At 76.1% G+C, this 20,989-nt stretch carries 25 protein-coding genes; 13 read left to right on the top strand and 12 right to left on the bottom strand.

From position 1 onward, the window contains the following. Positions 1–60: 60 nt before the first annotated feature. On the bottom strand, positions 61–999 hold the full coding sequence (locus tag BLQ97_RS09895; RefSeq protein ID WP_091365557.1) for an aldo/keto reductase: 939 nt from the start codon (positions 997–999) through the stop codon (positions 61–63). Positions 1,000–1,088: 89 nt separating this feature from the next. On the opposite strand from BLQ97_RS09895, the gene BLQ97_RS09900 reads away from it, so the two are divergent. Genes BLQ97_RS09900 through BLQ97_RS09915 form a run of 4 tightly spaced genes read left to right on the top strand, consistent with a single transcriptional unit; the run spans position 1,089 to position 5,212 of the window. Next, entirely contained in the window at positions 1,089–2,639 is a 1,551-nt protein-coding gene (locus BLQ97_RS09900) for a phospholipase D-like domain-containing protein (RefSeq protein WP_245692027.1), read from the top strand. Between the two features lie 49 nt (positions 2,640–2,688). Beyond that, positions 2,689–3,462: a meso-2,3-butanediol dehydrogenase gene (gene budC / locus BLQ97_RS09905; RefSeq protein WP_091365559.1), complete on the top strand. Its 774-nt coding sequence runs from the start codon at positions 2,689–2,691 to the stop codon at positions 3,460–3,462. Positions 3,463–3,464: 2 nt separating this feature from the next. Then, positions 3,465–4,004: a methyltransferase domain-containing protein gene (locus tag BLQ97_RS09910; protein ID WP_217637121.1), complete on the top strand. Its 540-nt coding sequence runs from the start codon at positions 3,465–3,467 to the stop codon at positions 4,002–4,004. Positions 4,005–4,036: 32 nt separating this feature from the next. Beyond that, positions 4,037–5,212, top strand: a complete 1,176-nt coding sequence (locus BLQ97_RS09915; RefSeq protein WP_091365560.1) for an acyl-CoA dehydrogenase family protein — start codon at positions 4,037–4,039, stop codon at positions 5,210–5,212. 102 nt (positions 5,213–5,314) lie between these two features. On the opposite strand, the gene BLQ97_RS09920 is transcribed toward BLQ97_RS09915, so the two are convergent. The 3 genes from BLQ97_RS09920 to BLQ97_RS09930 are packed head-to-tail and all read right to left on the bottom strand — an operon-like array spanning position 5,315 to position 7,553. Continuing rightward, positions 5,315–6,040 (bottom strand): DUF3618 domain-containing protein, encoded by a 726-nt coding sequence (locus BLQ97_RS09920; RefSeq protein WP_091365561.1) that lies wholly within the window; start codon positions 6,038–6,040, stop codon positions 5,315–5,317. A 38-nt stretch (positions 6,041–6,078) separates the two neighbouring features. After that, positions 6,079–6,687: a phage holin family protein gene (locus tag BLQ97_RS09925; RefSeq protein WP_217637122.1), complete on the bottom strand. Its 609-nt coding sequence runs from the start codon at positions 6,685–6,687 to the stop codon at positions 6,079–6,081. 2 nt (positions 6,688–6,689) lie between these two features. Next, positions 6,690–7,553 carry a hypothetical protein gene (locus tag BLQ97_RS09930; protein WP_091365563.1) on the bottom strand — a complete coding sequence of 288 codons (864 nt, stop codon included), beginning with the start codon at positions 7,551–7,553 and terminating at the stop codon, positions 6,690–6,692. A gap of 301 nt (positions 7,554–7,854) precedes the next feature. Here BLQ97_RS09930 and BLQ97_RS09935 point away from each other — a divergent pair, with 301 nt between their 5' ends. Then, positions 7,855–8,697: a siderophore-interacting protein gene (locus BLQ97_RS09935; RefSeq protein ID WP_091365565.1), complete on the top strand. Its 843-nt coding sequence runs from the start codon at positions 7,855–7,857 to the stop codon at positions 8,695–8,697. A 24-nt stretch (positions 8,698–8,721) separates the two neighbouring features. Here BLQ97_RS09935 and BLQ97_RS09940 read toward each other — a convergent pair whose 3' ends face one another. The 3 genes from BLQ97_RS09940 to BLQ97_RS09950 all read right to left on the bottom strand — a co-directional run bounded on the left by BLQ97_RS09940 (position 8,722) and on the right by BLQ97_RS09950 (position 11,373). Next, positions 8,722–9,510, bottom strand: coding sequence for an enoyl-CoA hydratase/isomerase family protein (locus BLQ97_RS09940; protein ID WP_091365567.1), 789 nt, complete (start codon positions 9,508–9,510; stop codon positions 8,722–8,724). A gap of 2 nt (positions 9,511–9,512) precedes the next feature. Continuing rightward, positions 9,513–10,424: a KPN_02809 family neutral zinc metallopeptidase gene (ypfJ, locus tag BLQ97_RS09945; RefSeq protein ID WP_091365833.1), complete on the bottom strand. Its 912-nt coding sequence runs from the start codon at positions 10,422–10,424 to the stop codon at positions 9,513–9,515. Positions 10,425–10,527: 103 nt separating this feature from the next. Then, a complete protein-coding gene (locus tag BLQ97_RS09950; RefSeq protein WP_091365569.1) occupies positions 10,528–11,373 on the bottom strand; it encodes a formate/nitrite transporter family protein in 846 nt (281 codons plus the stop codon). Positions 11,374–11,501: 128 nt separating this feature from the next. Here BLQ97_RS09950 and BLQ97_RS09955 point away from each other — a divergent pair, with 128 nt between their 5' ends. Then, complete coding sequence (locus tag BLQ97_RS09955) at positions 11,502–11,882, top strand: hypothetical protein (protein WP_091365570.1); 381 nt, start codon at positions 11,502–11,504, stop codon at positions 11,880–11,882. A gap of 3 nt (positions 11,883–11,885) precedes the next feature. Further along, positions 11,886–13,115, top strand: coding sequence for a glutathionylspermidine synthase family protein (locus BLQ97_RS09960; RefSeq protein ID WP_091365572.1), 1,230 nt, complete (start codon positions 11,886–11,888; stop codon positions 13,113–13,115). Here the strand turns inward: BLQ97_RS09960 and BLQ97_RS09965 are convergent. After that, positions 13,100–13,648 carry a dihydrofolate reductase family protein gene (locus BLQ97_RS09965; RefSeq protein WP_091365574.1) on the bottom strand — a complete coding sequence of 183 codons (549 nt, stop codon included), beginning with the start codon at positions 13,646–13,648 and terminating at the stop codon, positions 13,100–13,102. The genes BLQ97_RS09960 and BLQ97_RS09965 overlap by 16 nt on opposite strands. 92 nt (positions 13,649–13,740) lie before the next feature. Here BLQ97_RS09965 and BLQ97_RS09970 point away from each other — a divergent pair, with 92 nt between their 5' ends. Together BLQ97_RS09970 and BLQ97_RS09975 are read left to right on the top strand one after the other, a co-directional pair. After that, entirely contained in the window at positions 13,741–14,187 is a 447-nt protein-coding gene (locus tag BLQ97_RS09970; RefSeq protein WP_091365577.1) for a nitroreductase family deazaflavin-dependent oxidoreductase, read from the top strand. Positions 14,188–14,261: 74 nt separating this feature from the next. Next, positions 14,262–15,236: an ABC transporter substrate-binding protein gene (locus tag BLQ97_RS09975; protein WP_091365579.1), complete on the top strand. Its 975-nt coding sequence runs from the start codon at positions 14,262–14,264 to the stop codon at positions 15,234–15,236. Here the strand turns inward: BLQ97_RS09975 and BLQ97_RS09980 are convergent. Genes BLQ97_RS09980 through BLQ97_RS09995 form a run of 4 tightly spaced genes read right to left on the bottom strand, consistent with a single transcriptional unit; the run spans position 15,221 to position 19,419 of the window. Then, positions 15,221–16,705 (bottom strand): FUSC family protein, encoded by a 1,485-nt coding sequence (locus BLQ97_RS09980; RefSeq protein WP_091365581.1) that lies wholly within the window; start codon positions 16,703–16,705, stop codon positions 15,221–15,223. The genes BLQ97_RS09975 and BLQ97_RS09980 overlap by 16 nt on opposite strands. Positions 16,706–16,762: 57 nt before the next feature. Continuing rightward, complete coding sequence (locus tag BLQ97_RS09985) at positions 16,763–17,734, bottom strand: aldo/keto reductase (RefSeq protein WP_091365583.1); 972 nt, start codon at positions 17,732–17,734, stop codon at positions 16,763–16,765. 42 nt (positions 17,735–17,776) lie between these two features. Then, entirely contained in the window at positions 17,777–18,850 is a 1,074-nt protein-coding gene (locus tag BLQ97_RS09990; RefSeq protein ID WP_091365585.1) for a winged helix DNA-binding domain-containing protein, read from the bottom strand. Between the two features lie 14 nt (positions 18,851–18,864). Further along, positions 18,865–19,419 (bottom strand): GNAT family N-acetyltransferase, encoded by a 555-nt coding sequence (locus BLQ97_RS09995; protein ID WP_175471657.1) that lies wholly within the window; start codon positions 19,417–19,419, stop codon positions 18,865–18,867. A 64-nt stretch (positions 19,420–19,483) separates the two neighbouring features. On the opposite strand from BLQ97_RS09995, the gene BLQ97_RS10000 reads away from it, so the two are divergent. The 4 genes from BLQ97_RS10000 (at position 19,484) to BLQ97_RS10010 (ending at position 20,960) form a co-directional block, all read left to right on the top strand. Further along, entirely contained in the window at positions 19,484–20,083 is a 600-nt protein-coding gene (locus BLQ97_RS10000) for a class I SAM-dependent methyltransferase (protein ID WP_091365588.1), read from the top strand. Between the two features lie 10 nt (positions 20,084–20,093). Beyond that, the gene (locus tag BLQ97_RS24205; protein ID WP_281181389.1) at positions 20,094–20,219 is read left to right on the top strand and encodes a hypothetical protein; all 126 of its coding nucleotides are present in this window, start codon (positions 20,094–20,096) and stop codon (positions 20,217–20,219) included. A gap of 10 nt (positions 20,220–20,229) precedes the next feature. Next, positions 20,230–20,655: a DUF1801 domain-containing protein gene (locus tag BLQ97_RS10005; RefSeq protein ID WP_091365834.1), complete on the top strand. Its 426-nt coding sequence runs from the start codon at positions 20,230–20,232 to the stop codon at positions 20,653–20,655. 98 nt (positions 20,656–20,753) lie between these two features. Next, positions 20,754–20,960: a hypothetical protein gene (locus BLQ97_RS10010; RefSeq protein WP_091365590.1), complete on the top strand. Its 207-nt coding sequence runs from the start codon at positions 20,754–20,756 to the stop codon at positions 20,958–20,960. Positions 20,961–20,989 lie beyond the last annotated feature (29 nt).

Raw genomic sequence — 20,989 nt, forward strand, 5'->3', positions numbered from 1 at the left:
TCTGACCGCGGGTGTGCTCAGAGCACGACCGCGCGCGGACCCCACCCCCGGTCGGCCCGGTCAGGCCCAGGGCAGCCGGCCGCGGGCGGCCCAGTAGTCCCGCGGGTCCTCCGGCTCGACCAGCTCCGCGGCACCGATCGCCGCCACCCGGGTCGCGGCGGCGTTGCTCGCCAGCTGCCCGACGGTCACCGCGCCGCTGAGCACGACGGAGCTCCACGGCTGGGCGAGCGCGGCGCCCAGCGCGACGGCGTCCACGCCGACCCCGTGCTCCCGGGCGGCCGCGGCCAGCGGGCTGCCGGCCGGCACGCCGCGGTCGGTGAGCCGGCCGTTGGCGACGCCCTCCTTGACCACCACCCGCAGGCCGGCGGCGTGTGCCTCGGCCAGCGCGCCGCCCACCGAGGGCTCGAGCAGGTTCCAGGTCGACTGCACGCTGCTGAACAGCGGCCGGCCGTCGACGGCGATGTCCAGGCCGCGGCGGACGGCGTCGGCCTGCTGCGGCCCCGACGTGGAGAAGCCGACCTCGAGCCCGCCGTCGCGCAGCCCGGCCAGCGCGCGCAGCAGGGGTGGATCGGACCACAGCGGGCTGTCGCCGGTCAGCGAGTGCACCTGGTAGAGCCGCAGCCACGGGCCGAGCAGGTCGGTGCTCTCGCGGTGCTGGCGCTCGAACGCCGCGAGGGAGTGCTCCTTCACCTCGTGGGTCCGCGCGTCGGTGCGCCAGCCGCCGGTGTAGCGGTAGCCCCACTTGCTGGCGACGAACGGCGCCCGGTCCCGCCGGCGCAGCCACGAGGCGAGGAACTCCTCCGCCCGGCCGTAGGAGCGGGCGGTGTCGACGTAGCCGATGCCCAGTCCCACCGCCGCGTCGAGCAGCTCGTGCGTGCGGGCGCGCAGCGCGTCGGGGGACCGGTCGGCGGGGAGGTCGCGGTCGCGGCCCAGGGTGATGTAGGCCGGCCGGCCGGCCGCTGCCAGCCCGAGCCCGAGCACCGCCTGTGGAGTCGTCATCGCCGTCCTCCCTACCAGCCCGACGGCGCGACCCGCCCGTCCGGGCGACCTCGCAGCCACGGGCTTGCAGCAGTCGGCAGACTGCCGGGGTGATCGAGAGCGCCGATGCCGCCGGGACGACGTCCCGTGCCCCTGACGTCGCGGCGCCCCGCCGGCCGCCCGCGCCGTCCGAGACCGACGACGCCCTGCTCGTCCCCGGCGAGACCTGCTGGCGGATCGAGCGAGCCGACCGGCACGCCGTGTTCGTCGACGCCGCCGACTACTTCGCCACCCTCAAGCAGGCGGTGCTGCGGGCCGAGCGGCGGGTGCTGTTCATCGGCTGGGACTTCGACCCCCGCATCCGGCTCGACCCGCGCACCCCGGGGCGGCCCCGCGAGGACCGCCTGGGCCACGTGCTCGAGCAGGCGGTGCGGGCCAACCCGCGCCTGGAGATCGGCGTCCTGCAGTGGGACCTCGGCATGCTCGTGGCCCTGGGCCGCCGGATGGCCCCGCTCGTGCTGCTCGACCGGCGCACGCCCGACCGGCTGCGGTTCACCGTCGACACCCACCACCCGATCGGCGGCGCGCACCACCAGAAGATCGTGGTCATCGACGACTGCCTGGCCTTCGCCGGCGGCATCGACGTCACCGCCGACCGCTGGGACACCCCCGAGCACCGCACCCGGCACCCGCTGCGCCACCGGCCGCACTCCACCCGGCTGCGCGGCCCGTGGCACGACGTCACCAGCCTGGTGTCCGGGCCGGCGGCCCGGGCGATCGGCGACCTCGCCCGCGAGCGGTGGGAGAGCGGCACCGGCGAGCACCTGGAGCCGGTCACTGACGTCGCGCCGTGCTGGCCCGACGGCGTCGAGCCGTTCCTCACCGACGTCGACGTCGCGATCTCGCGGACCCGTCCCGAGCACGGCGGGACGGAGCTGGTGCACGAGATCGAGCTGCTGTGGCTGGCCGTGGTGGCCGCCGCCCGGCGGACGGTCTACATCGAGACGCAGTACTTCGCCAACCGCCGGGTCGCCGAGGCCATCGCCGAGCGCCTGCAGGAGGAGGACGGCCCCGAGTTCGTCGTCCTCAACCCGCAGACGGCCGCCGCCTGGCTGGAGGTCAAGGCGATGGACACCGCTCGCGCCAAGCTGCTCGACCTGGTGCGCCGTGCCGACCGGTACGACCGCTTCCGGCTGCTCGTGCCGGTCACCGAGGAGCGCCGGCCGGTCTACGTGCACGCGAAGGTCACCTGCGTCGACGACCGGCTGCTGCGCATCGGCTCCTCCAACCTCAACAACCGGTCGATGGGCCTGGACACCGAGTGCGACGTGTCGATCGAGGCCCGCACCGGTGACCCCCGCGAGGAGGAGGTGCGGGCCGCGGTGCTCGCCCTGCGCCACCGGCTGCTCGGCGAGCACCTCGGGGTGGACCCCGACGAGGTGGCCGCCGCCGTGGAGCGCTGCGACGGGTCGCTGGTGCGCGCGATCGACTCGCTGGTGCGGCCGACCGGGCGCTCGCTGGTGACCTTCGAGCCGCCCGAGCTCGACCCGGTCGAGCGTCTCCTCGCCGAGACCGAGCTGCTCGACGCCGAGCACACCCCCAACCGCTGGCGCCGGGTCAAGCAGGCCTTCGCCGGCCGACGGCGCCGCCGGCGGGGCTGAGGTCGCCGACGTCTCGTTCCGGTGCCGGGGCGCCGGGTAGGGGCCGGGCATGGGCTCTGCGACCTTCGACTTCACCGGCTCCGTCGTCCTCGTCACCGGCGGCGGCTCCGGCATCGGCCTGGCGATCAGCCGGGCGTTCCTCGACGCCGGTGCGACCGTGGCCGTCACCGGCCGCCGGCGCGACCGGCTGGAGTCCGCGCTCGCCGGCGTCCCCGGGGAGCGCGCCGCGGCCCTGCCGGCGGACGTCTCCGACCCGGCCCAGGTGCGCGGGGTGGTCGCCGACGTCGTCGACCGGTTCGGCCGGCTCGACGTCGTCGTGAGCAACGCCGCCGGCTACGAGACCGGCGAGCTGACCGACCTGCCCGACGAGGCCTGGGAGCGGCTGCGCGCCACCAACGTCGACGCGTTCTTCCACCTGGCCAAGGCCGCGCTGCCCCACCTGGCGGCCTCCGGCGGCAACCTCGTGTCGGTGTCCTCGGTGTCGGGGCTGCGCGGCGACTGGGGCCAGGCGGCGTACAACGCCACGAAGGCCGCGGTCACCAACTTCGTGCGCTCGCTGGCGCTGGACTGGGGGAGCCGGGGGGTGCGGCTCAACGCCGTCGCGCCGGCCTTCACCCTCACCGAGCTCACCGAGGGCGTCGGCCGCGACGAGGCCTCCCTCGCGCCGTTCCGCGACCGGATCGCGCTCGGCCGGCCCGGCGAGCCCGGGGACGTCGCCCCCACCGTGCTGTTCCTGGCCAGCGACGCCGCGCGCTACGTCACCGGCGCGGTGCTGCCGGTCGACGGCGGCACCAGCGCCTCCACCGGTCAGCCGCACGTCTGACCGTGGCCGCGCGCGAGGCGTCCGACCGGCTGGCCTGGGTCGCACGCGCGGTGGCCGCCGCGCCCGGCGAGCGGGTGCTCGAGGTCGGCTGCGGCCACGGCGTGCTGGTGACCCTGCTGGCCGCCGCCGTCGGCGAGGCCGGCCGGGTGGTCGCCGTCGACCGCTCGCCGCGGATGGGGGAGGCCGCCACCCGGCGCAACCGGGCGGCGGTCGAGGCCGGCCGGGTCCGGGTGGTCGTGGCGCCGGTGGCCGACGCGGACCTCGGCGGCGGGGACTTCGACGTGGTGGTGGCCTCCGACGTGCGGGCGCTGTGGACGCCGGGACCGGAGTGGGACGTCGTCGACCGCGTGCTCGCGCCCGGGGGCCGGGTCGTGCTCGCCGCCTCCCTGATGGACCCCGGCGGCGGCCCGCGGTTGGTGGCGGCGCTGACCGGCCTCGCCGGCTCTCGCGGCCTGGCCGTCACCGCGGCGACGGCCACGACGGCGACCCGCCCGTACCCGACGGCCGCGGTCGAGTTGCGCCGCGCCGCCGCCGCCGGGTAGAGCAGGCCCCACGGACCACGGGAGGACCTGCGATGACCGACGGGCTGCTCGGCGACCTCTACGACTACGAGACCCTGCTGAGCGGGGACGAGCGCAAGGAACTGGTGGGCATCCGGCGCTTCCTGGACGAGGAGGTCCGGCCCCGGGTCAACGGGTCGTGGGAGACGGCCACCTTCCCGATGGACCTGATCCCGCGGTTCGCCGAGGAGGGGATGGTCGGGCGCAGCTACGACCTGGAGCACCGGCCGCGGGCGTCGCGGCTGTTCACCGGGTTCATCTCCCTGGAGGCCTCGCGGGTCGACCCGTCGATGGCGACCTTCCTCGGGGTGCACAACGGCCTGTCGATGGGGTCGATCGTGCTGCTGGGGTCCGACGAGCAGCGGGCGCGCTGGGTGCCCGACATGGTCTCGCTGCAGAAGATCGGCGCCTTCGCGCTGACCGAGCCGCACGGCGGGTCCGACGTCGCCCAGGGGCTGGAGACCACCTGCCGCCGCGAGGGTGACGAGTGGGTGGTCGACGGCGCCAAGCGGTGGATCGGCAACGGCACCTTCGCCGACGTCGTCGTGGTGTTCGCCCGCGACGTGGCCGACGACCAGGTGAAGACCCTCGTCGTGGAGAAGGGCACGCCCGGCTTCACCGCGACGAAGATGGAGGGCAAGTACGCCCTGCGCACGGTGCAGAACGCCGACATCGTCTTCGAGGGCTGCCGGGTGCCGGCGGAGAACAAGCTCGCCGAGGGCAACTCCTTCCGCGACGTCAACCGGGTGCTCAAGCTGACCCGCGGCGGGGTCGCCTGGAACGCCGTCGGCTGCCAGATGGGCGCCTTCGAGGCGGCGATCGCCTACGCCAAGGAGCGGCGGCAGTTCGGCCGGCAGATCGCGGGCTTCCAGCTGATCCAGGACCTGCTGGCCCGCATGGCCGGCAACGTGACCGCCAGCCTCGGCATGGCGGTGCGGGTGTCGCAGCTGCAGGAGGAGGGTGTCTTCCGCGACGAGCAGGCGGCGCTGGCCAAGGCCTTCGTCACCGGTCGCGCGCGCGAGACCGTCGCGCTGGCCCGCGAGCTGTTCGGCGGCAACGGGATCCTGCTCGAGAACGACGTGGTGCGGTACTTCGCCGACGCCGAGGCGTTGTACTCCTACGAGGGCACGCGTGAGATCAACAGCCTGATCGTCGGCCGCGCGCTCACCGGGGTCAGCGCCTTCGTCTGAGGCGACCGACCGGCCGACGGCGTCCCCGGACGCCACCGCGCCCCGCCGGGGGTTCCCGGCGGGGCGCGGTGGGTGGTCTCCTCCCGGGCGGGAGGGCCGTGCTCAGTAGGTGCTGCTCGTGCTGCTGGAGCTGCCGCCGGTCTGGCTCTGCACGGTCTCGCGGGACTGCTGGGCCTGGCCCTGCACGTCCTGCGCGGCCGACTGGCCCTCCTGCTTGACCGTCTGGGCGGCGTCCTGGGCGGTGCCCTTGACCTCCTGGACGGCCTGCTCGGCAGCCGGCCGCAGCTGCTCGCCGACCTCCTGCGCGACCTGCTTGGCCGGCTGCAGCAGCTCGTCCTTGTGCTCGCGCACGGCGGCCTCGGCCTGCTGGGCCAGCTGCTTCTCCCGCTCGGAGGCGGGCAGCAGGCTGGAGACCAGCCAGCCGACCCCGAAGGCGATCAGCCCGGCCGCGAGGGGGTTGCCCTGCGTCTGGCGGACCACCGCGTCGGGGGCCTGCTGGACGGCGTGCGCGGCCTGCGACGCGGCGTCCTGCACGGTGCCGGCCGCGTTGCTCGCCGCGCCCTGCACCGAGCCGACGGCGTTGTGCGCGGTGCCCTGCACCGAGCTCACCGTGCTCTGCGTCGTGCTGCGGGCCGAGGAGCGCGTGTCGTGGGCCGAACCCATGACGCGGTCCTTGACGCTGGCGAAGCGGCCCTTGGCCGAGGCCACGCGCCGGTCCACCACACGGGCGGGGTTGACCTTCTCGTTGAGGGCGTCGACGTCGTAGCTGAGCTCGCGCCGGGTGTCCTCGATCTGTCGCCGGATGACGTCCGGGTCACTGCTGGTCATGTCTGCTCCAGGGAGGGGAGGCGGCCGCAGCCGCGGGGTCAGTGGGGCTTGAGGGCGCCGGGGACCTGCTGGAGCGTGTCCACGGTCCGTTCGGGCTTGGGGTTGACCTGCCGGAACTTCTTGCGCCCCACCACGAAGGCGACGGCGCCGATGACGCCCCAGAGGACCGCCACGATGAGGGCGGCGAGGCCGGCGTCCATGACGTTCTCCAGCGCCCACCACAGGGCGAAGGAGAGGAACATCAGCACCATGTAGCCGGCGAAGCCCGCGGCACCGAACGCGCCCGCGCCCTGGCCGGCCTTCTTCGCCTCGACCGTGAGCTCGGCCTTGGCCAGCGCGAGCTCCTGGCGCATGAGCACGGAGAGGTCGGTGGTGACCTCGCTGATGAGCTGGCCGACCGAGGCGCCCTCGACGTCGGGCCGGCCGGCCTCGGTCATCGGGGTGCCCCGCTCACCGGCGTGCGCGCCGTAGCCCTGCTCGTAGGCGGAGCCCTGCTCGTAGGTGGAGGTCTGCTCGTAGCCCGGCGTCTGCTCGTACCCGGCATAGCCCTGCTCGGCCGTCGGCGGGACCGCGTAGTTGGCCTGCGGCGGCTCGGGCGGGTAGCCGGAGCCGCCCACCGGGGTGGCGCCGGAGTAGGGGGAGCTCACGGTCAGACCCCCGTCCCCGGGCGCCGGGTCGGGTCGTCCCAGCCGGCGGGCGTGGCCGGGGGCACGACGCTGCCCTCGGGCGGGACCGTGCCGTAGGGCGGCGGGGGCAGCGGGGCGCCGGTGGTGGCGGCCGACTGGCCGTAGCCGCCGGTCGTCGACTCGTAGCCGGTCGTCGTCTCGTAGCCGGTGGTCGTGGTCTCGTAGCCGGAGTAGGCCGGCGCCGGGTCCACGTAGTTGCCCTGCGGGTAGGTGTTCTGCGCCTGCGCCCGGTGGGCCTCGGTGTACCGCGACCCGTTGCCCTCGTCGGTGTGCGCGGCCTTGACGCCGCTGGTCAGCCGGCCGGCGAGCACGCCGGCGAGGGCCGCGCCGAGCAGGAAGGTGCCGGGCTTGCGGCGGGCGAAGGAGCGCACCTCGTCGAGCAGGTCGGCCGGCTCGCGGTTCTGCAGGAAGTGCGCGAACTCCTCCACCCTGCCGGCGCCCTGCTCGATCAGGTCGCGGGCCGGGCCGGGCGCGGGGGCGTTGCCGGCGACCATGCCGCGCAGCTGCTCGGCCAGGCCCGACAGGCTCTGGCCGGCCTTCTGCTGCTGCGTGACGGCCTGCTGGCGCACCTGGGTGCGGCCCTGCTCCACCAGGCTCTGCGCCTGGTGGCGGGTCTCGGCGACGACGTTCTTCGCCTGGTCGGCGGCGGTCGCGGCGACCTGGCTGCCGGCCTCCTTGGCCGTCTGGCCGACGTTGCGGGCCTCGTCCTTGGCCACGTCGGCGGTCGAGGGGGAGCCGGTGCTGGTCGAGGTCGTACTCGTGTCCCCGTAGCCGGTCGCGCCCGAGGAGGGCGGCGGCGGGAGGGGGGCGTCGATGGAGTGGGTCATCGTTCCTCCTGAGTGGATCTCGGTCGGGGCTGGCGCTACCCAGTTGGCGATCACCCACACATCCCGGCGACGGCCGTCGCCGGTTCGTGTGCAGGTCAGCGCGGATCCGGGGGAGCGGGCGCAGCCGGTCGGGAGCGGTGCGGAGAGGTGGCCGGGCGGGCGGTCCGGGGACCGTCCGCGGCGCCGGCCACGCTGCCGTTCCCGCTGGGCGGCGCCTACCCGGACGGTCGGGTCCGGAAACCGCGGCGGACCGCGGGTCGGCACGGAGTAAGGTGAGGCTTCCCTGATCCGAGGAGCACCCATGGCCTTCGACCGCCTCCGCCGCAAGCGGACGCCCCGCACCGGGACCGTCGTCCGCACCACGCGCGTGACGCCGCACACCGTCCGCGTCGTCCTCGGCGGCGACGGGCTGGCCGGGTTCGCGCCCGAGCACACCGACTCCTACGTCAAGCTGCTCCTCCCGCCCGCCGGTGCCCCCTACGGCGTGCCCTTCGACGTCGACGACATCCGGGCGCGGCTGCCGCGCGAGCAGTGGCCGGTCACCCGCACCTACACCGTGCGCTCCTGGGACGCCGCGGCCGGCGAGCTCACCGTGGACGTCGTCGTGCACGGCGACGAGGGCGTCGCGGGACCGTGGGCGGCGTCGGCCCGGCCGGGGGAGACGGTCCAGCTGTTCGGCCCCGGGGGTGCCTGGTCGCCGGCGGCCGAGGCCGACTGGCACCTGCTCGTCGGCGACGAGACCGCGCTGCCGGCCATCGCCGCGGCGCTCGAGGCGCTGCCGGCCGGCGCGCGGGCCGAGGTGTTCGTCGAGGTCGACGGACCCGAGGAGGAGCAGGACCTCGCCGTCGGCCCCGGCGTGCGGCTCAGCTGGGTGCACCGCGGCCCGGTGGCGGGCGTGGCGCTGGTCGCCGCCGTCTGCGGCGCGGACCTGCCCGCGGGCGACGTCGGCGCGTTCGTGCACGGCGAGGCCGGCGCGGTCCGCGAGCTGCGGCGCTTCCTGCGCACCGGCCTGGGCGTGCGCCCGGAGCGGATGTCGGTGTCGGGCTACTGGCGGCTGGGCCGCACCGACGAGGCCTGGCGCGCGGAGAAGGCGGACTGGAACGCCGCCGTCGAGGCCGAGGAGCGGGGCCTCACGCTCGTGTGACCGGCGCCCGCGCGCAGGCGGCGGTCAGGGGCGCCAGGGGAAGGCCGGCGGGCGGCGCTCGGTGAAGGCGGCCACGCCCTCGGCGAGCTCGCCGCTGGCGGCCGTCTCCCGGTACCAGCGCGCCGCCAGCTGCTCCACCGCGTCGTCGTCGCGCCCGTCGGCCAGCGCCGCGACGACCTCCTTGGCCGCCCGCTGGGTCAGCGCGGAGCGCGAGGCGAGCACCTCGGCGAACCGGCGCACCTCCCCGGCGAGGTCGCCCGCGGGCAGCAGCCGGTCGACCAGGCCGGTGCGCAGCGCGCTCTCGGCGTCGAGCAGCTCGCCGGAGTACAGCAGGTAGCGCGCCGTCGCCGGGCCGACCAGCTGCGCCAGCTGCCGCACCGAGGTCGGGGTGAAGACGATGCCGACCCGCGCCGGGGTGACGCCGAAGACGCCGGTCGGGTCGGTGAACCGCAGGTCGCAGCAGGTGGCCAGCTCGACGCCGCCGCCGATGCAGTGCCCGCGCACCATGGCGATCGTCGGGCGGGGGAAGTCGCGCAGCGCCGCCTGCGCGGCCAGGTTGTCCCGCCGCAGCTGGGCCATGGGGTCCTCGCGGTCGGGGCCACCGAGGAGGTCGCCGATGTCGGCGCCGGCGCAGAAGCTCGGTCCGGCGCCGGTGACCACCAGCACCCGCACCGCGGGGTCGTCGGCCAGGCCGGCGAGCACCCCCGGCAGCGCGGCCCACATGCCGGCGGTGAGCGCGTTGCGCTTCTCCGCGCGGTCGATGGTGAGGACGGCGACCGCGCCGTCGCGGGTGACCTTGAGGTTCTCCGGCACGGTCAGCCCAGGTCGTCCGTGGCGAAGGTGTCGCACTGCGCCGGGTCGCCGGTCTCGTAGCCGGTGAGGAACCAGCGCTGGCGCTGCTCGGACGAGCCGTGCGTGAAGGTGTCCTGGTCCACGGTGCCCCCGCCGAGGTTCTCCTGGATGAAGTCGTCGCCGATGCGGCCGGCGGTGTCCAGGGCGCGGTCGACGTCGTCCTGGGTGATCTCCTCGATCAGCGGCGCGCCGGACGCGTCGGGCACCGTCTCGGCGTGGTGCGCCCACGTGCCGGCGTAGCAGTCGGCCTGCAGTTCCAGCCGCACGCTGCCGCTGGCCGCCCCGCTCTCGCGCGGGTCGACCTGCCGGTTGGTGCCCAGCAGGTTCTGCACGTGGTGGCCGTACTCGTGGGCCAGCACGTAGGCGTTGGGGAACGCCCCGCCCGCGGCGCCGAACTGCGAGCGCAGCGTGTCGAAGAACGACAGGTCGATGTACACCTTCTGGTCGGCCGGGCAGTAGAACGGGCCCGAGCCGCTGGTGGCGCCGCCGCAGCCGGTGGACACCTGGCCGGAGAAGTAGATGGTGTCGGTGGGCACGTACTGCGCTCCCAGCGCCTGCGACCAGTAGTCCTGGATCGAGTCGATGTCGGCGACGACGGCGCACTCCACCGAGTCGTTGGCGTCGCCGGTCTCGTCGCAGGACTGCTCGAGGGCGCTGTTGTCGGCGGTCTCGCCCTCGGCCAGCCCGGCCAGCGCCCCGAGGGCGGCGCTGCTGCCGCCCCCGCCGAGCACCTGGAACAGCACGACGACGAGGACGCCGACCAGCCCGAGCCCGCCGCCGCCGACGGCCAGCCCCCGGCCGCCGCCGAGGCCGCCCCCGCGCCGCCGGTCCTGGACGTGCGAGGTGTCGAGCCGGCCGCCCTCCCTGTACCGCATGCTGTCGCTGCCCTCCCGCTCCGGTGTGCGGACCGACCGTGCCACCGCCTCCCCGGCGCCGCGACCGGGGACGGGCCGGCGGCGGCCGCGCCGGCGGCAGGTCTCAGCCCCGCTCCGCCGGCTCGTCGTCCGTCCGCGGGGCGGCGTCGGGCTCGTCGCGCAGGAACAGGTACCAGTACGAGGTCCCGACGAACACGACCGCGCCGACGAGGTTCCCGGCGCCGGCCAGCAGCCAGTTGAGCAGCGTGTCGCCCCAGCCGACGCCCTCGACCCCGGCGAACAGCGCCGCCGGCAGGTAGAACATGTTGGCCACCACGTGGTCGAAGCCCATGGCGACGAACGCCATGATCGGGAAGAAGACCGCGAGGACCTTGCCCGCGACGCTGGTGGCCGCCAGCGACATCCACACCGCCAGGCAGACCAACCAGTTGCAGCCCACGCCGCGCAGGAAGACCTCCCACGGCGTGTGCGAGACCTTGCCCTCGGCGATCTCGGAGAGCCGCGCGAAGGTGAGGCCGGCGCTGCCGGTGCTGTCCGGGTCGCCGATGACCCCGGTGGAGACGGCGAGGAAGTAGGCGACGAACAGCGCGCCGAGCAGGTTGCCGGCGAGCACCAGCGTGAGGTTGCGGACGACGTCGCCGACGCCGAGCTTGCCGTTCATCGCGCCCAGCGGCACCAGCATCATGTTGCCGGTGGCCAGGTCGGACCCGGCGATCAGCACGAGGACCAGGCCGAGGGTGAACGCCGCGCCCATGAACAGCGTGGGCAGCGTGCCCCAGGTGGCGGTGTCCAGGCCCGACGAGACGGTGATCGCCACCAGCGCGCCGAAGGAGATGTAGGCACCGGCGAGGAAGGCGCTCACCAGCACCCGGTCCCACGTGCGGTGCACCTTCTTGGCCCCGGCCGCGCTGGCGACCCGTGCGACCTCGGCGGGCTCCCTGGCGGCCATCGCGCCTCCCCGGCGGACTCGGCGTCGTCCCGGACGCTAGCGGTACGACATCGTCCGCGCCGCCCGGGGGCGGTCGCGGTGCCGGGGTGGCCCTAGGGTCGGGGCGTCCACCGAGCCGGGAGGGGTCCATGGCGTTCTCGAACCGGGTGCGCGGCGCCCTGACCACGACGGTCCTGGCGACCGCCGCCACCGGCTTCCTCGCCGGGTGCAGCAGCGAGGACGAGGAGGAGCAGGTCGCCTACTGCACCAACGAGGACGGCGAGATCGTCGACGACGACTACTGCGACGACGACTACCGCGGCGGCGGGCTGTTCTTCCTCTACCTCGGCGCCTTCCGCCCGGGCCTGCCGGTCGGCACGGTGCTGCCCTCCGGGGGCACCCGCATCAACCCCGCCGACACCGCCGCCCGGCAGCGCTACGGGCTGCCCGGCACCGGCAAGGTCAGCGGCGGCCAGCGGGTGACCGGCGGGATCGGGTCGGGCGCCGGCGGCTCGGGTTCCGGCTCCTGACCCGTGCGGCGCGTCGAGGGCGGCGTCGTCCGGCCCGGGTGGGAGGCCGAGATCGAGGCGCAGGGGCTGGTCTACAACAGGACCCACCTGCCCGGCGGCGAGGTGCGCAGCTACTGGCGCGAGGGCCCGTTCTACGACTTCACCTCCGCGGAGGTGGCCCGCCTCGAGGGCTGGGTGGCGCAGCTGTTCGAGATGTGCGTGGCCGCCGGTGACCACGTCGTCGAGCACGACCTCTTCGACCGGATGGGCATCCCGCTGGTCGCCCGCTCGGGCATCCGCACCACCTGGGAGGCCGAGCCGCCCAGCGTCTACGGCCGCTTCGACCTGCGCTACGACGGCTCCGGCCCGCCGAAGCTGCTGGAGTTCAACGCCGACACCCCGACCGGCCTGGTCGAGTCGGCGGTCACCCAGTGGAACTGGCACCTGTTTACCGGGCAGGGGCGCGACCAGTGGAACGCGCTGCACGAGAAGCTGGTCGCCGCCTGGCAGCGCAACCTCACCCGGTGGGAGCGGCGCACCGGCGTCCGCCCCCGGGTGCACCTGGCCTGGACCAGCGAGGAGACCTCCGGCGAGGACCGGATGACCGTCGCCTACCTCATGGACACCGTCGTCCAGGCCGGCTACGAGGCGGTCGAGCTGGTGGTGGAGGACATCGCGCTCGACTCCGGCGACGGCCGCTTCTACGACCCGCAGGGCCGCCACCTCGACGTCGTCTTCAAGCTCTACCCCTGGGAGTGGATCGTCGACGACGAGTTCGGCGCCGCCGTGCTCGCCGACGCCGCCCGCCCCGGCGGCACCACCTGGGTGGAGCCGGTCTACAAGATGCTGTGGAGCACCAAGGCCCTCCTGCCGGTGCTGTGGCGGCTCTTCGGCGGCGACCCGGTGCTCTCCCGGCTGCTGCTGCCGGCCTACTTCGCCGACGAGATGCCCTCCAGCTGGCGCGACTACGTGCGCAAGCCGCTGTGGGGCCGCGAGGGGGCCAACGTGGAGATCGTCCGCGACGGGCAGGTGGTCACCGCGATGCCCGGCCGGTACGGCACCGAGGGGTTCGTCGTCCAGGAGCTCGCGCCGCTGCCGGACTTCGCCGGCGTCGACGGCCCGCACCACCCGGTGCTGGGCGCCTGGGTGGTCGACGGCGAGCCGGCCGGCCTGGGCATCCGCGAGAGCGACGGGCTGATCACCGACAACCTCAGCTTCTTCGTGCCGCACACGATCGACTACACCGGCCGGTAGGTCAGCAGCGTGACGCCGGAGCGGAACGTGCGGCTCCCGGTGGTCCGCAGTCGCACGTCGGCGCCGTCGGGGAACAGCCGCCGGCCGCGGCCGACCACGCGCGGGACGAGGAACAGCCGGTACTCGTCGACCAGGCCGGCCCCGATGAGGGCGTGGCACAGCGTGATGCTGCCGGTGACCCCGACCTCGCCGTCGCGCGCGGCCACCAGGCGGCGGACCTCGTCGACCGGGTCGCCGGCGAGGACCGTGGTGCGGGCCCAGCCCGGGTCGGCGAGCGTGCGGGAGACGACGGCCTTCTCGACCGCGTCGAGGTGGGCGGCGATGCCGGTCGTGTCGCCGGTCTGCCGCGGCCAGTAGCCGCGCAGGTCCTCGAAGGTGCGCCGGCCGACGAGGAACACCTCCTGGGCGGCCATGTGCTCCCGGACGACGGCGAGCTGGTCGTCCTGGGCGGGGTCCTGCACCGCGAACCAGTCGTCCACCACCTCGACGACGCCGTCGAGGGTCGTGTCCTGGGTGACCACGAGCCGTCCCATCCCGGTCTCCTCCCGTCCGTGCGTCCCGGCCCCCGGGACGGAGGTGGTGACCGGCCGGGCGCCCGGGACCCATCGGTCCTACGGTCGGGCACATGCCACTCGAAGGGGAGTACGAGCCGAGCTCGCAGCAGTGGGTCCGCGACCAGGTCGAGCGCTACGAGGCGACCGGTGGCCGGGAGGCCAACACGCTGCTCGACACCGGCCTGCCCGTCGTCGTCTTCTCCACGCGCGGCGCGCGGACCGGCAAGGTGCGCAAGCAGCCGCTCATGCGGGTGGAGAAGGACGGCGTCTACGCCATGGTGGGCTCGCAGGGCGGGGCGCCGAAGGACCCGGCCTGGGTGGCCAACCTGCGCGAGTACCCCGACCAGGTGACCGTCCAGGACGGCCCGGAGCCGTGGGACGGCGTCGCCCGCGAGATCACCGGCGAGGAGAAGGCCGAGTGGTGGGAGCGCGCGGTGGCCGCCTACCCGCCGTACGCCGAGTACCAGCAGAAGACCGACCGGGTCATCCCCGTCTTCCTCGTCGAGCGGAAGCGCTGACCGAGCTCAGGTGAGCCTGCCCTAAGTTGGACGCCGGTCGCCGGGCGGTCCGGCGACCGGAGGGAGGCTCGACGGTGCTCTGGGGACGGACGGCGCGCGGACGCGTGGCCGGTGCGGTGGCGACGGTGGCGGTGCTCGCCGGGTGCGGGTCGACCGACGCGGAGGCGGAGGCGGGGTCCGGGGCGGCGCCGTCGGCGGACACCCGCACCGTGGCGCACGCGGCGGGGACGACCGAGGTCACCGGCGCCCCCGAGCGGGTCGTGGTCCTGGACACCGGCGAGCTCGACGCCGTCCTGGCGCTCGGTCTCACCCCCGTCGGGGCCGTGCGCACCGACGTCAGCGACGAGCTGCCCGGGTTCGTGGCCGAGGCCGGCGTCGACCCGGCCGACGTCGCCGCCGTCGGCACGATCGCCGAGCCCGACCTCGAGGCGATCGCCGCGCTCGAGCCGGACCTGATCCTGTCCAACTCCGTGCGGCACGCCGACGTCTACGACCAGCTCACGCAGATCGCCCCCACGGTGCTCGCCGAGACCATCGGGGAGAGCTGGCAGGAGAACCTGCTGCTCGCCGGCGAGGCGCTCGACCGCGAGGAGCAGGCGCAGGACCTCCTCGACGAGTTCGGCGCCCGGGCCGAGGAGGTCGGCGGGCTCTACGGGGACCCGGCGCAGACCGAGGTCAGCGTCGCCCGCTTCCTCGACGGCACGCTCGTCCGCCTCTACGGCGAGGGTTCCTTCATCGGGTCGGTGCTGGCCGACGTGGGCTTCGCCCGCCCGGAGGTGCAGCGGACGCCGGAGACCTTCGTCGAGGTCTCCCCGGAGCAGGTGACCTCGGCCGACGGCGACCTGCTGTTCTACGGCGCCTACGGGGCCGACGGCGCGACGGCGGCCGACCAGGTCACCGCCGGGCCACTGTGGCAGTCGATCCCCGCGGTCGCCCAGGGCCGCGCCGTCGCCGTCGACGACGACCGCTGGTTCCTCGGCCTCGGCCCGCTGGGCGCCGGGCTGGTGCTCGACGACCTCGAGGAGCTCGCGCCTCAGCTGGCCGGCTGACCGGCGGTGAGCCGGCGGGCGAGCTCGGCGGCCAGCGCGGCGTCGCCCCGGGCGCGGGCGCCGAGCAGGCCCCAGCCCAGGTCGGCCACCGCGCGGGCGCGGCGCACCCCCGCGGTGACCGCGGGGTCGGGCAGCAGCTCGGCGCGGGCGCCGGCCGCCACCTCGGCCAGGTGGTCGAGGGCGGCGTGCAGCCGGCGGTCGTCACCCGCGGCGGCCGCGGCGGCGACCTCGCGCACCGCCGCGGGCAACCGCCGGCTGGCCGCGCGGGGCAGCAGCGCCAGCCCGACGGCCAGCGCGAGGACGATGCCGACCGCCGTCTCGGCGAGCCGCTCGGCAACCAGCCCGCCCGCCGTCGTCGTCGGGTTGCCGAGGTGGACCAGCAGCAGCGCCAGCGGCGTGATGCACGAGACCGCGAGCACGTACTGGGCGGCCACGAGCAGCTCCACCGCCAGCTGCAGCAGCCCGGCCAGCGCGATCCCCGCGGCCGGCGGCAGGTCGAGCCACACCACCAGGCCGGCGAGCAGCACCCCGACGGCGGTGCCGACGGCGCGCTGCAGCGCGCGGGTCCGGGTGGCCCGCGCGTCGGTGCCCAGCTGCACCGCGACCGCCGTCGTCACCGCCCAGTAGGGGCTGGTCAGCCCGAGGGCGACGGCGGCCAGCCCGGCGGCCGCCGCCCCGGCCCCCAGGCGCAGCGCCGTGGCGGCGGCCGGCGCGTGCCACCAGCGGGCCACCCCGGCCCCCGCCGCGGGAGCGGGGTCGGGACGCGGCGGTGCCGGGGGGAGGGCGGCGAGGAAGCGGGCCTCGACGTCGTCGAGGCGGTCGCGCAGGCCGCCGTCGTCCCGCCGGCTGCCCGAGCGCACGGCGACGTCGGCCAGCCGCACCGCGCGGGCGGCGGCCGCCGGCGGGGAGCCGCCGCGCACCGCCGCCTCGGCCGCCTCCAGCGCGCGGCGCTCCGGCCCGGTCGGGTCCCACAGCCACGGCAGCACGCAGCCGGCCCAGGCCAGCGCGGCACCGGCCGCGGCGGCGAGCGCGTGCGGCAGCAGCCCGCCCGGGGCGGTGCCCAGCGCGCTCGACCCGCCGGCCACCAGCACCACGCCCAGCGGACCGGGTGGCCCGACCCGCCAGACGACCGCCGCCGCTGCCGCGGCGGCCACCAGGGCGGCGCAGGTGAGGACCAGGACCACCGGGTGCCGGCCGGTCAGGGCGCCGAGCGTGCTGCTGAGCACCAGCGCCGCGCCCACCGCGGCGACCACCCCCGCGCGGCGGCGGTGGGGCAGGGCGTGCCCGTAGACGGCGGTGAAGGACGCCAGCGCCGCGGCCGAGCCCAGGTCGGGACGGCCCGCCGCCACCCCGGCCGCCAGCGCGGCGACCAGGCAGGCGGCCGCGGTGACCCCGCGCCGGCCGCCGGCCTGCCACAGCGCCGGGAGCACGGGCACCGGCGGGCCGAGCAGCGGGCGGACGACGGGCACCTCCCCATCGTGGCGGGGGTCCGCCGTCCGGCCCGGGTGGCCGGGGTGTGAGCTTCCTCAGAAGCCGACGACGGCGTGCGGGGTGTAGGGCTCCTCGAGCCGGGCGACCTCGTCGTCGGTGAGGTGCAGGTCGACGGCGGCGAGGGCGTCGTCGAGGTGCCCGGGCCTCGTGACCCCGACGATCGGGGCGGTGACGACCGGCTTGGCCAGCAGCCAGGCCAGCGCCACCTGCGCCCGCGGGACGCCGCGCGCGGCGGCGACCTCCCCGACCCGCTCGACGATCGCCCGGTCGCTGCGCTCGTCGTAGAGGCGGCTGCCGAAGGCGTCGTTCGCGGAGCGGTGCGTCGTCTCGTCCCAGTCGCGGGTGAGCCGGCCCCGGGCCAGCGGGCTCCACGGGATGACGCCGACGCCCTGGTCGGCGCACAGCGGCAGCATCTCCCGCTCCTCCTCGCGGTTGAGCAGGTTGTAGTGGTCCTGCATGGAGACGAAGCGGGACCAGCCGCGCTCGCCGGCGGTGTACAGCGCCTTGCTGAACTGCCAGGCCCACATGCTGCTGGCACCGAGGTAGCGGACCTTGCCGCTGCGGACGCACGCGTCGAGCGCCTCCAGCGTCTCCTCGATCGGGGTGGCCGGGTCCCAGCGGTGGATCTGGTAGAGGTCGACGTGGTCCACCTGCAGCCGGCGCAGGCTGGCCTCGAGCTCGCGCAGGACGGCGACGCGGGACAGCCCGCCGCCGTTGGGGCCGGGGCGCATCCGGCCGTGCACCTTGGTGGCCAGGACGACGTCGTCGCGGGTGGTGAACTCCCGGATCGCCTTCCCGGTGATCTCCTCGCTGGAGCCGCCCGAGTAGACGTTCGCGGTGTCGAGGAAGGTGACGCCGGCCTCGAGCGCCGCGCGGACGAGCGGCAGCGCCTCGTCCTCGGGCAGGCTCCACGGCGTCATGCCGCGCCCGGGCTCGCCGAAGCTCATCATCCCCAGGCAGATCCGCGAGACCTGCAGGCCGGTGGCGCCCAGGCGCACGTACTCCACGCCCCCACCCTCCACCGGCGGCGCGGGGACCGCCTCCTGGCCTCAGGGGAGCGCGGCGGCCAGCTCCGGCACGCGGTCGGCGACGCCCTCGGGGAACGCGGTGAACGGCTCGGCCTCGACCCGGCGGCGGGCGCCGGTGCCGGTCCACCGCCAGGTGCCCACCGCCCGGCCCCCGACGACGACGGTGGGCCGGAAGACCCCGTTGCCGCCCGGGACGATGCGGTCGGCGAACTCCGGCGGCACGGTGCAGGAGCGGTCGGCGTAGCCGAGGACGACCTCGTCGAACCCGGGCAGCAGGTGCAGGTCCTCGGCCTCCGCGCGGCAGGCGGCCAGCCGCTCGGGGACCTCCGGGTCCAGCAGCAGCTCGGTGCCGTCGGCGTCGACGGCCGCCAGCCGGTCGCGCACGAGGGCGAGCCCGGCGCGCGCGTCGCGCACCGTCGTCCCGGCCCAGCGGACCAGGTCGGCGACGCCGGCCGGGCCGTGCCCGGTGAAGAAGCGCAGCGCGAGCTCGGCGAGCGCCTCCTCGCCGGTGGGCCGGCGCGGCTCGCGCACCCACTCCTCCAGCAGCACGAAGGCCTGGTCGCCGCCCGCGGTGGGGCCGAGGACGAGGGTGCCGGTCTGGGCGAGGAACCACAGCGAGTGGTAGCCCTTCTGCCCGGCGACGTCGCAGCCGCCGTCGGCCAGCGCGGCCAGCAGCTCGCGGCGGCCGAGCCGGCGGCCGCCGGACAGCGCCGCGACCGCCACCCCGCGTGCCCGCTCCAGGTCCTCGAGGGTGAGCCCGACGACGGCCCGCCGCTTCGCCGCCCCGGCCAGCACCCGCCCGCCGAGCAGGTCGAGCAGCCAGGGCAGGTCCTCGGCGGCGGTCAGGTGCAGCGTGCCGCGCATCGGCCACGAGCGGACGACGGCGCCGGTGTCCAGCGCGGCCGACACCCCGGCACCCGACCGGCCGGCGGTGCGCAGCGCCACCGACGTCAACGCGCCGGGCAGCTCCTGCCCCTGGACGGCGAGCAGCCCGCGGACGGCGGCCGCGGCGTCGGGGAAGGGCGGCCCGGCCACCCGCTGGGCCACCAGCCGCAGCAGCGCGACCTCCCGGGGCGACACGCGGGGCACCGTCATGCCCGCAGCCTGCCTCAGGGGGACGACGGCCGGCGCTCCCGGCGCACGTAGACCACGTCCTCGGCGTCGGGCTCGGTGGTCAGCGGGGTGAAGCCGGCGGCCGCGGCGACGCGCAGGCTGGCGGCGTTGTCCGGCTCGATGCCGAGCACGAACAGCTCCACGTCGGCGGTCTCGGGCGCGTCCACCAGCGCCCGCAGCATCGCGCTGCCGTAGCCGCGGCCGCGGCAGGCCGGGGCGACGACGTAGGCGGCGCCCATGCTGCGCCGGGGGTCGGTGGACACCACCCGCTCGGCCGCGGGGTCCCAGACGGTCCACCGGTCGTACACGTCGCCACCGATCTGCGCGACGAGCCGGTCGTCGTCGTCGAGCGCGACGAAGGTGTGCGAGCGCAGCACCCGGCGGCCGCGGAACTCCTCCTCCCGCGCGGCGCTGCGCAGCGCGAGCTCGCGCTCGGGCCACTCGGGGCCACCCAGGCGGCGCCGGGTGTCGGGGTCGTCGAACCAGGGGAGGACGGCGAGCAGGTGCTCGGGCTCGAAGGGCACCAGCCGGACCGACGCGTCGGCGCTCACCGGCCCAGCCTCACCCACCCGCGCCGGGTCGGCACCGCCAGACCGCACTGCCAGACTGTGCTGCGTGCGCGCCGAGGACTGGGACGCCCGCTACGCCGAGCGGCAGCAGTGGTCGGCCGAGCCCAACGCGCTGGTCGCCGAGCTCCTGCGGGACGTGCCGCCGGGGACGGCGCTCGACCTGGCCGCGGGGGAGGGGCGGCACGCGCTGTGGCTGGCCGCCCGCGGCTGGCGGGTCACCGCCGTCGACTTCTCCGCCACCGGCCTGGCCCGCGGGCAGGGCCAGGCCGGCGCCGACCGGGTGGCCTGGGTGACCGCCGACGTCACCGACTGGGAGGCCGCGCCCGGGTCCGCGGACCTCGTGCTCGTCGCCTACCTGCACCTGCCGGACCCGCCGGTGACCGACGTGCTGCGCCGCGCCGTCGGCTGGCTCCGCCCGGGTGGGCGGTTCCTGCTGCTCGGCCACGACGTCGAGAACCTCGTCGCCGGCGTCGGGGGGCCGCAGGACCCGGCGATCCTGCACAGCACCGACCGGCTGGCGCCCGTGGCGGAACTGCTCGACGTCGACCGGCTCGAGCAGGTGGCTCGCAGCACGCCGGCCGGCACCGCGCTGGACACCCTGCTGTGGGGACGGCGCCCGACCGGTCCCGTCGGTGCCCGGCGGTAGCGTCCCGTCCGTGCTGGGGATGGGCGGGGCCGGCGGCCGGGGAGCGCAGCGACGGCGACGGCTGGTGGCCGCCGTCGTGGTGGTGGCGGTGGTGCTCGCGACGGCCGCGACCGTGCTGTCCCTCCTGCTCGGCTGAGGAGGTGGACGTGACCGACCCGGTGGAGGAGTGGTTCGCCGCGGCCGGGCCGCGGGAGGCGGAGCTGCGCCGCGTCGACGCGCTGGTGCGCGAGGCGGCGCCTGGCCTGGACCGCGAGCTCGTCGCGTCGGGATCGTCGACCCTGCTCGGCTACGGGCTGCTGCCCTACCGGCCGCGGTCGGCGCGCGAGACCACCCGCTGGCCGCTGGTGGCGCTGGCCGCGCAGAAACGGCACCTGTCGCTCTACGTCTGCGCGGTCGTCGACGGGGAGTACCTGCCCGAGGCGCGCGCCGAGCGGCTCGGCAGGGTCTCCTGCGGCAAGAGCTGCATCCGGTTCACCTCGCTCGACCGCGTCGACGCCGGCGAGCTGCGGGCCCTGCTCCGCGACGCGGCCGCGCTGACCTCCCGCGGCGGGAACGCCTTCTTCGTCTCCTGAGCCGGAGGGGCCGTGACCTAGGTCCCTGGTCCGGGCTGGTCCCGTCCGCCAGGCTGTCCCCGGTTGCGAAACGGGATCGGACGAGAGGGACCTGCCGCATGACGATGACCGACGACCTCGCTCACGACAGCGCTGTCGAGCTCGCGGTGGCCCGTCTCGTGGACGAGTTCCGCCCGCGGGTGCGCCCGCAGGTCGTCGGCACCGTCGTCCGGTCCTGCCGGCGCGACCTCAGCGGTGTCCCGGCCACGGCACTGCCGGAGCTGGTCGAGCGGCTGGCCCGCACCCGCCTGGAGACCGTGGGCTGAGGCGGTGGGGTAACCCGCTTGCTCCGTCC

It is taken from the genome of Geodermatophilus telluris, assembly GCF_900102745.1.
Taxonomy (GTDB): Bacteria; Actinomycetota; Actinomycetes; order Mycobacteriales; family Geodermatophilaceae; genus Geodermatophilus; species Geodermatophilus telluris.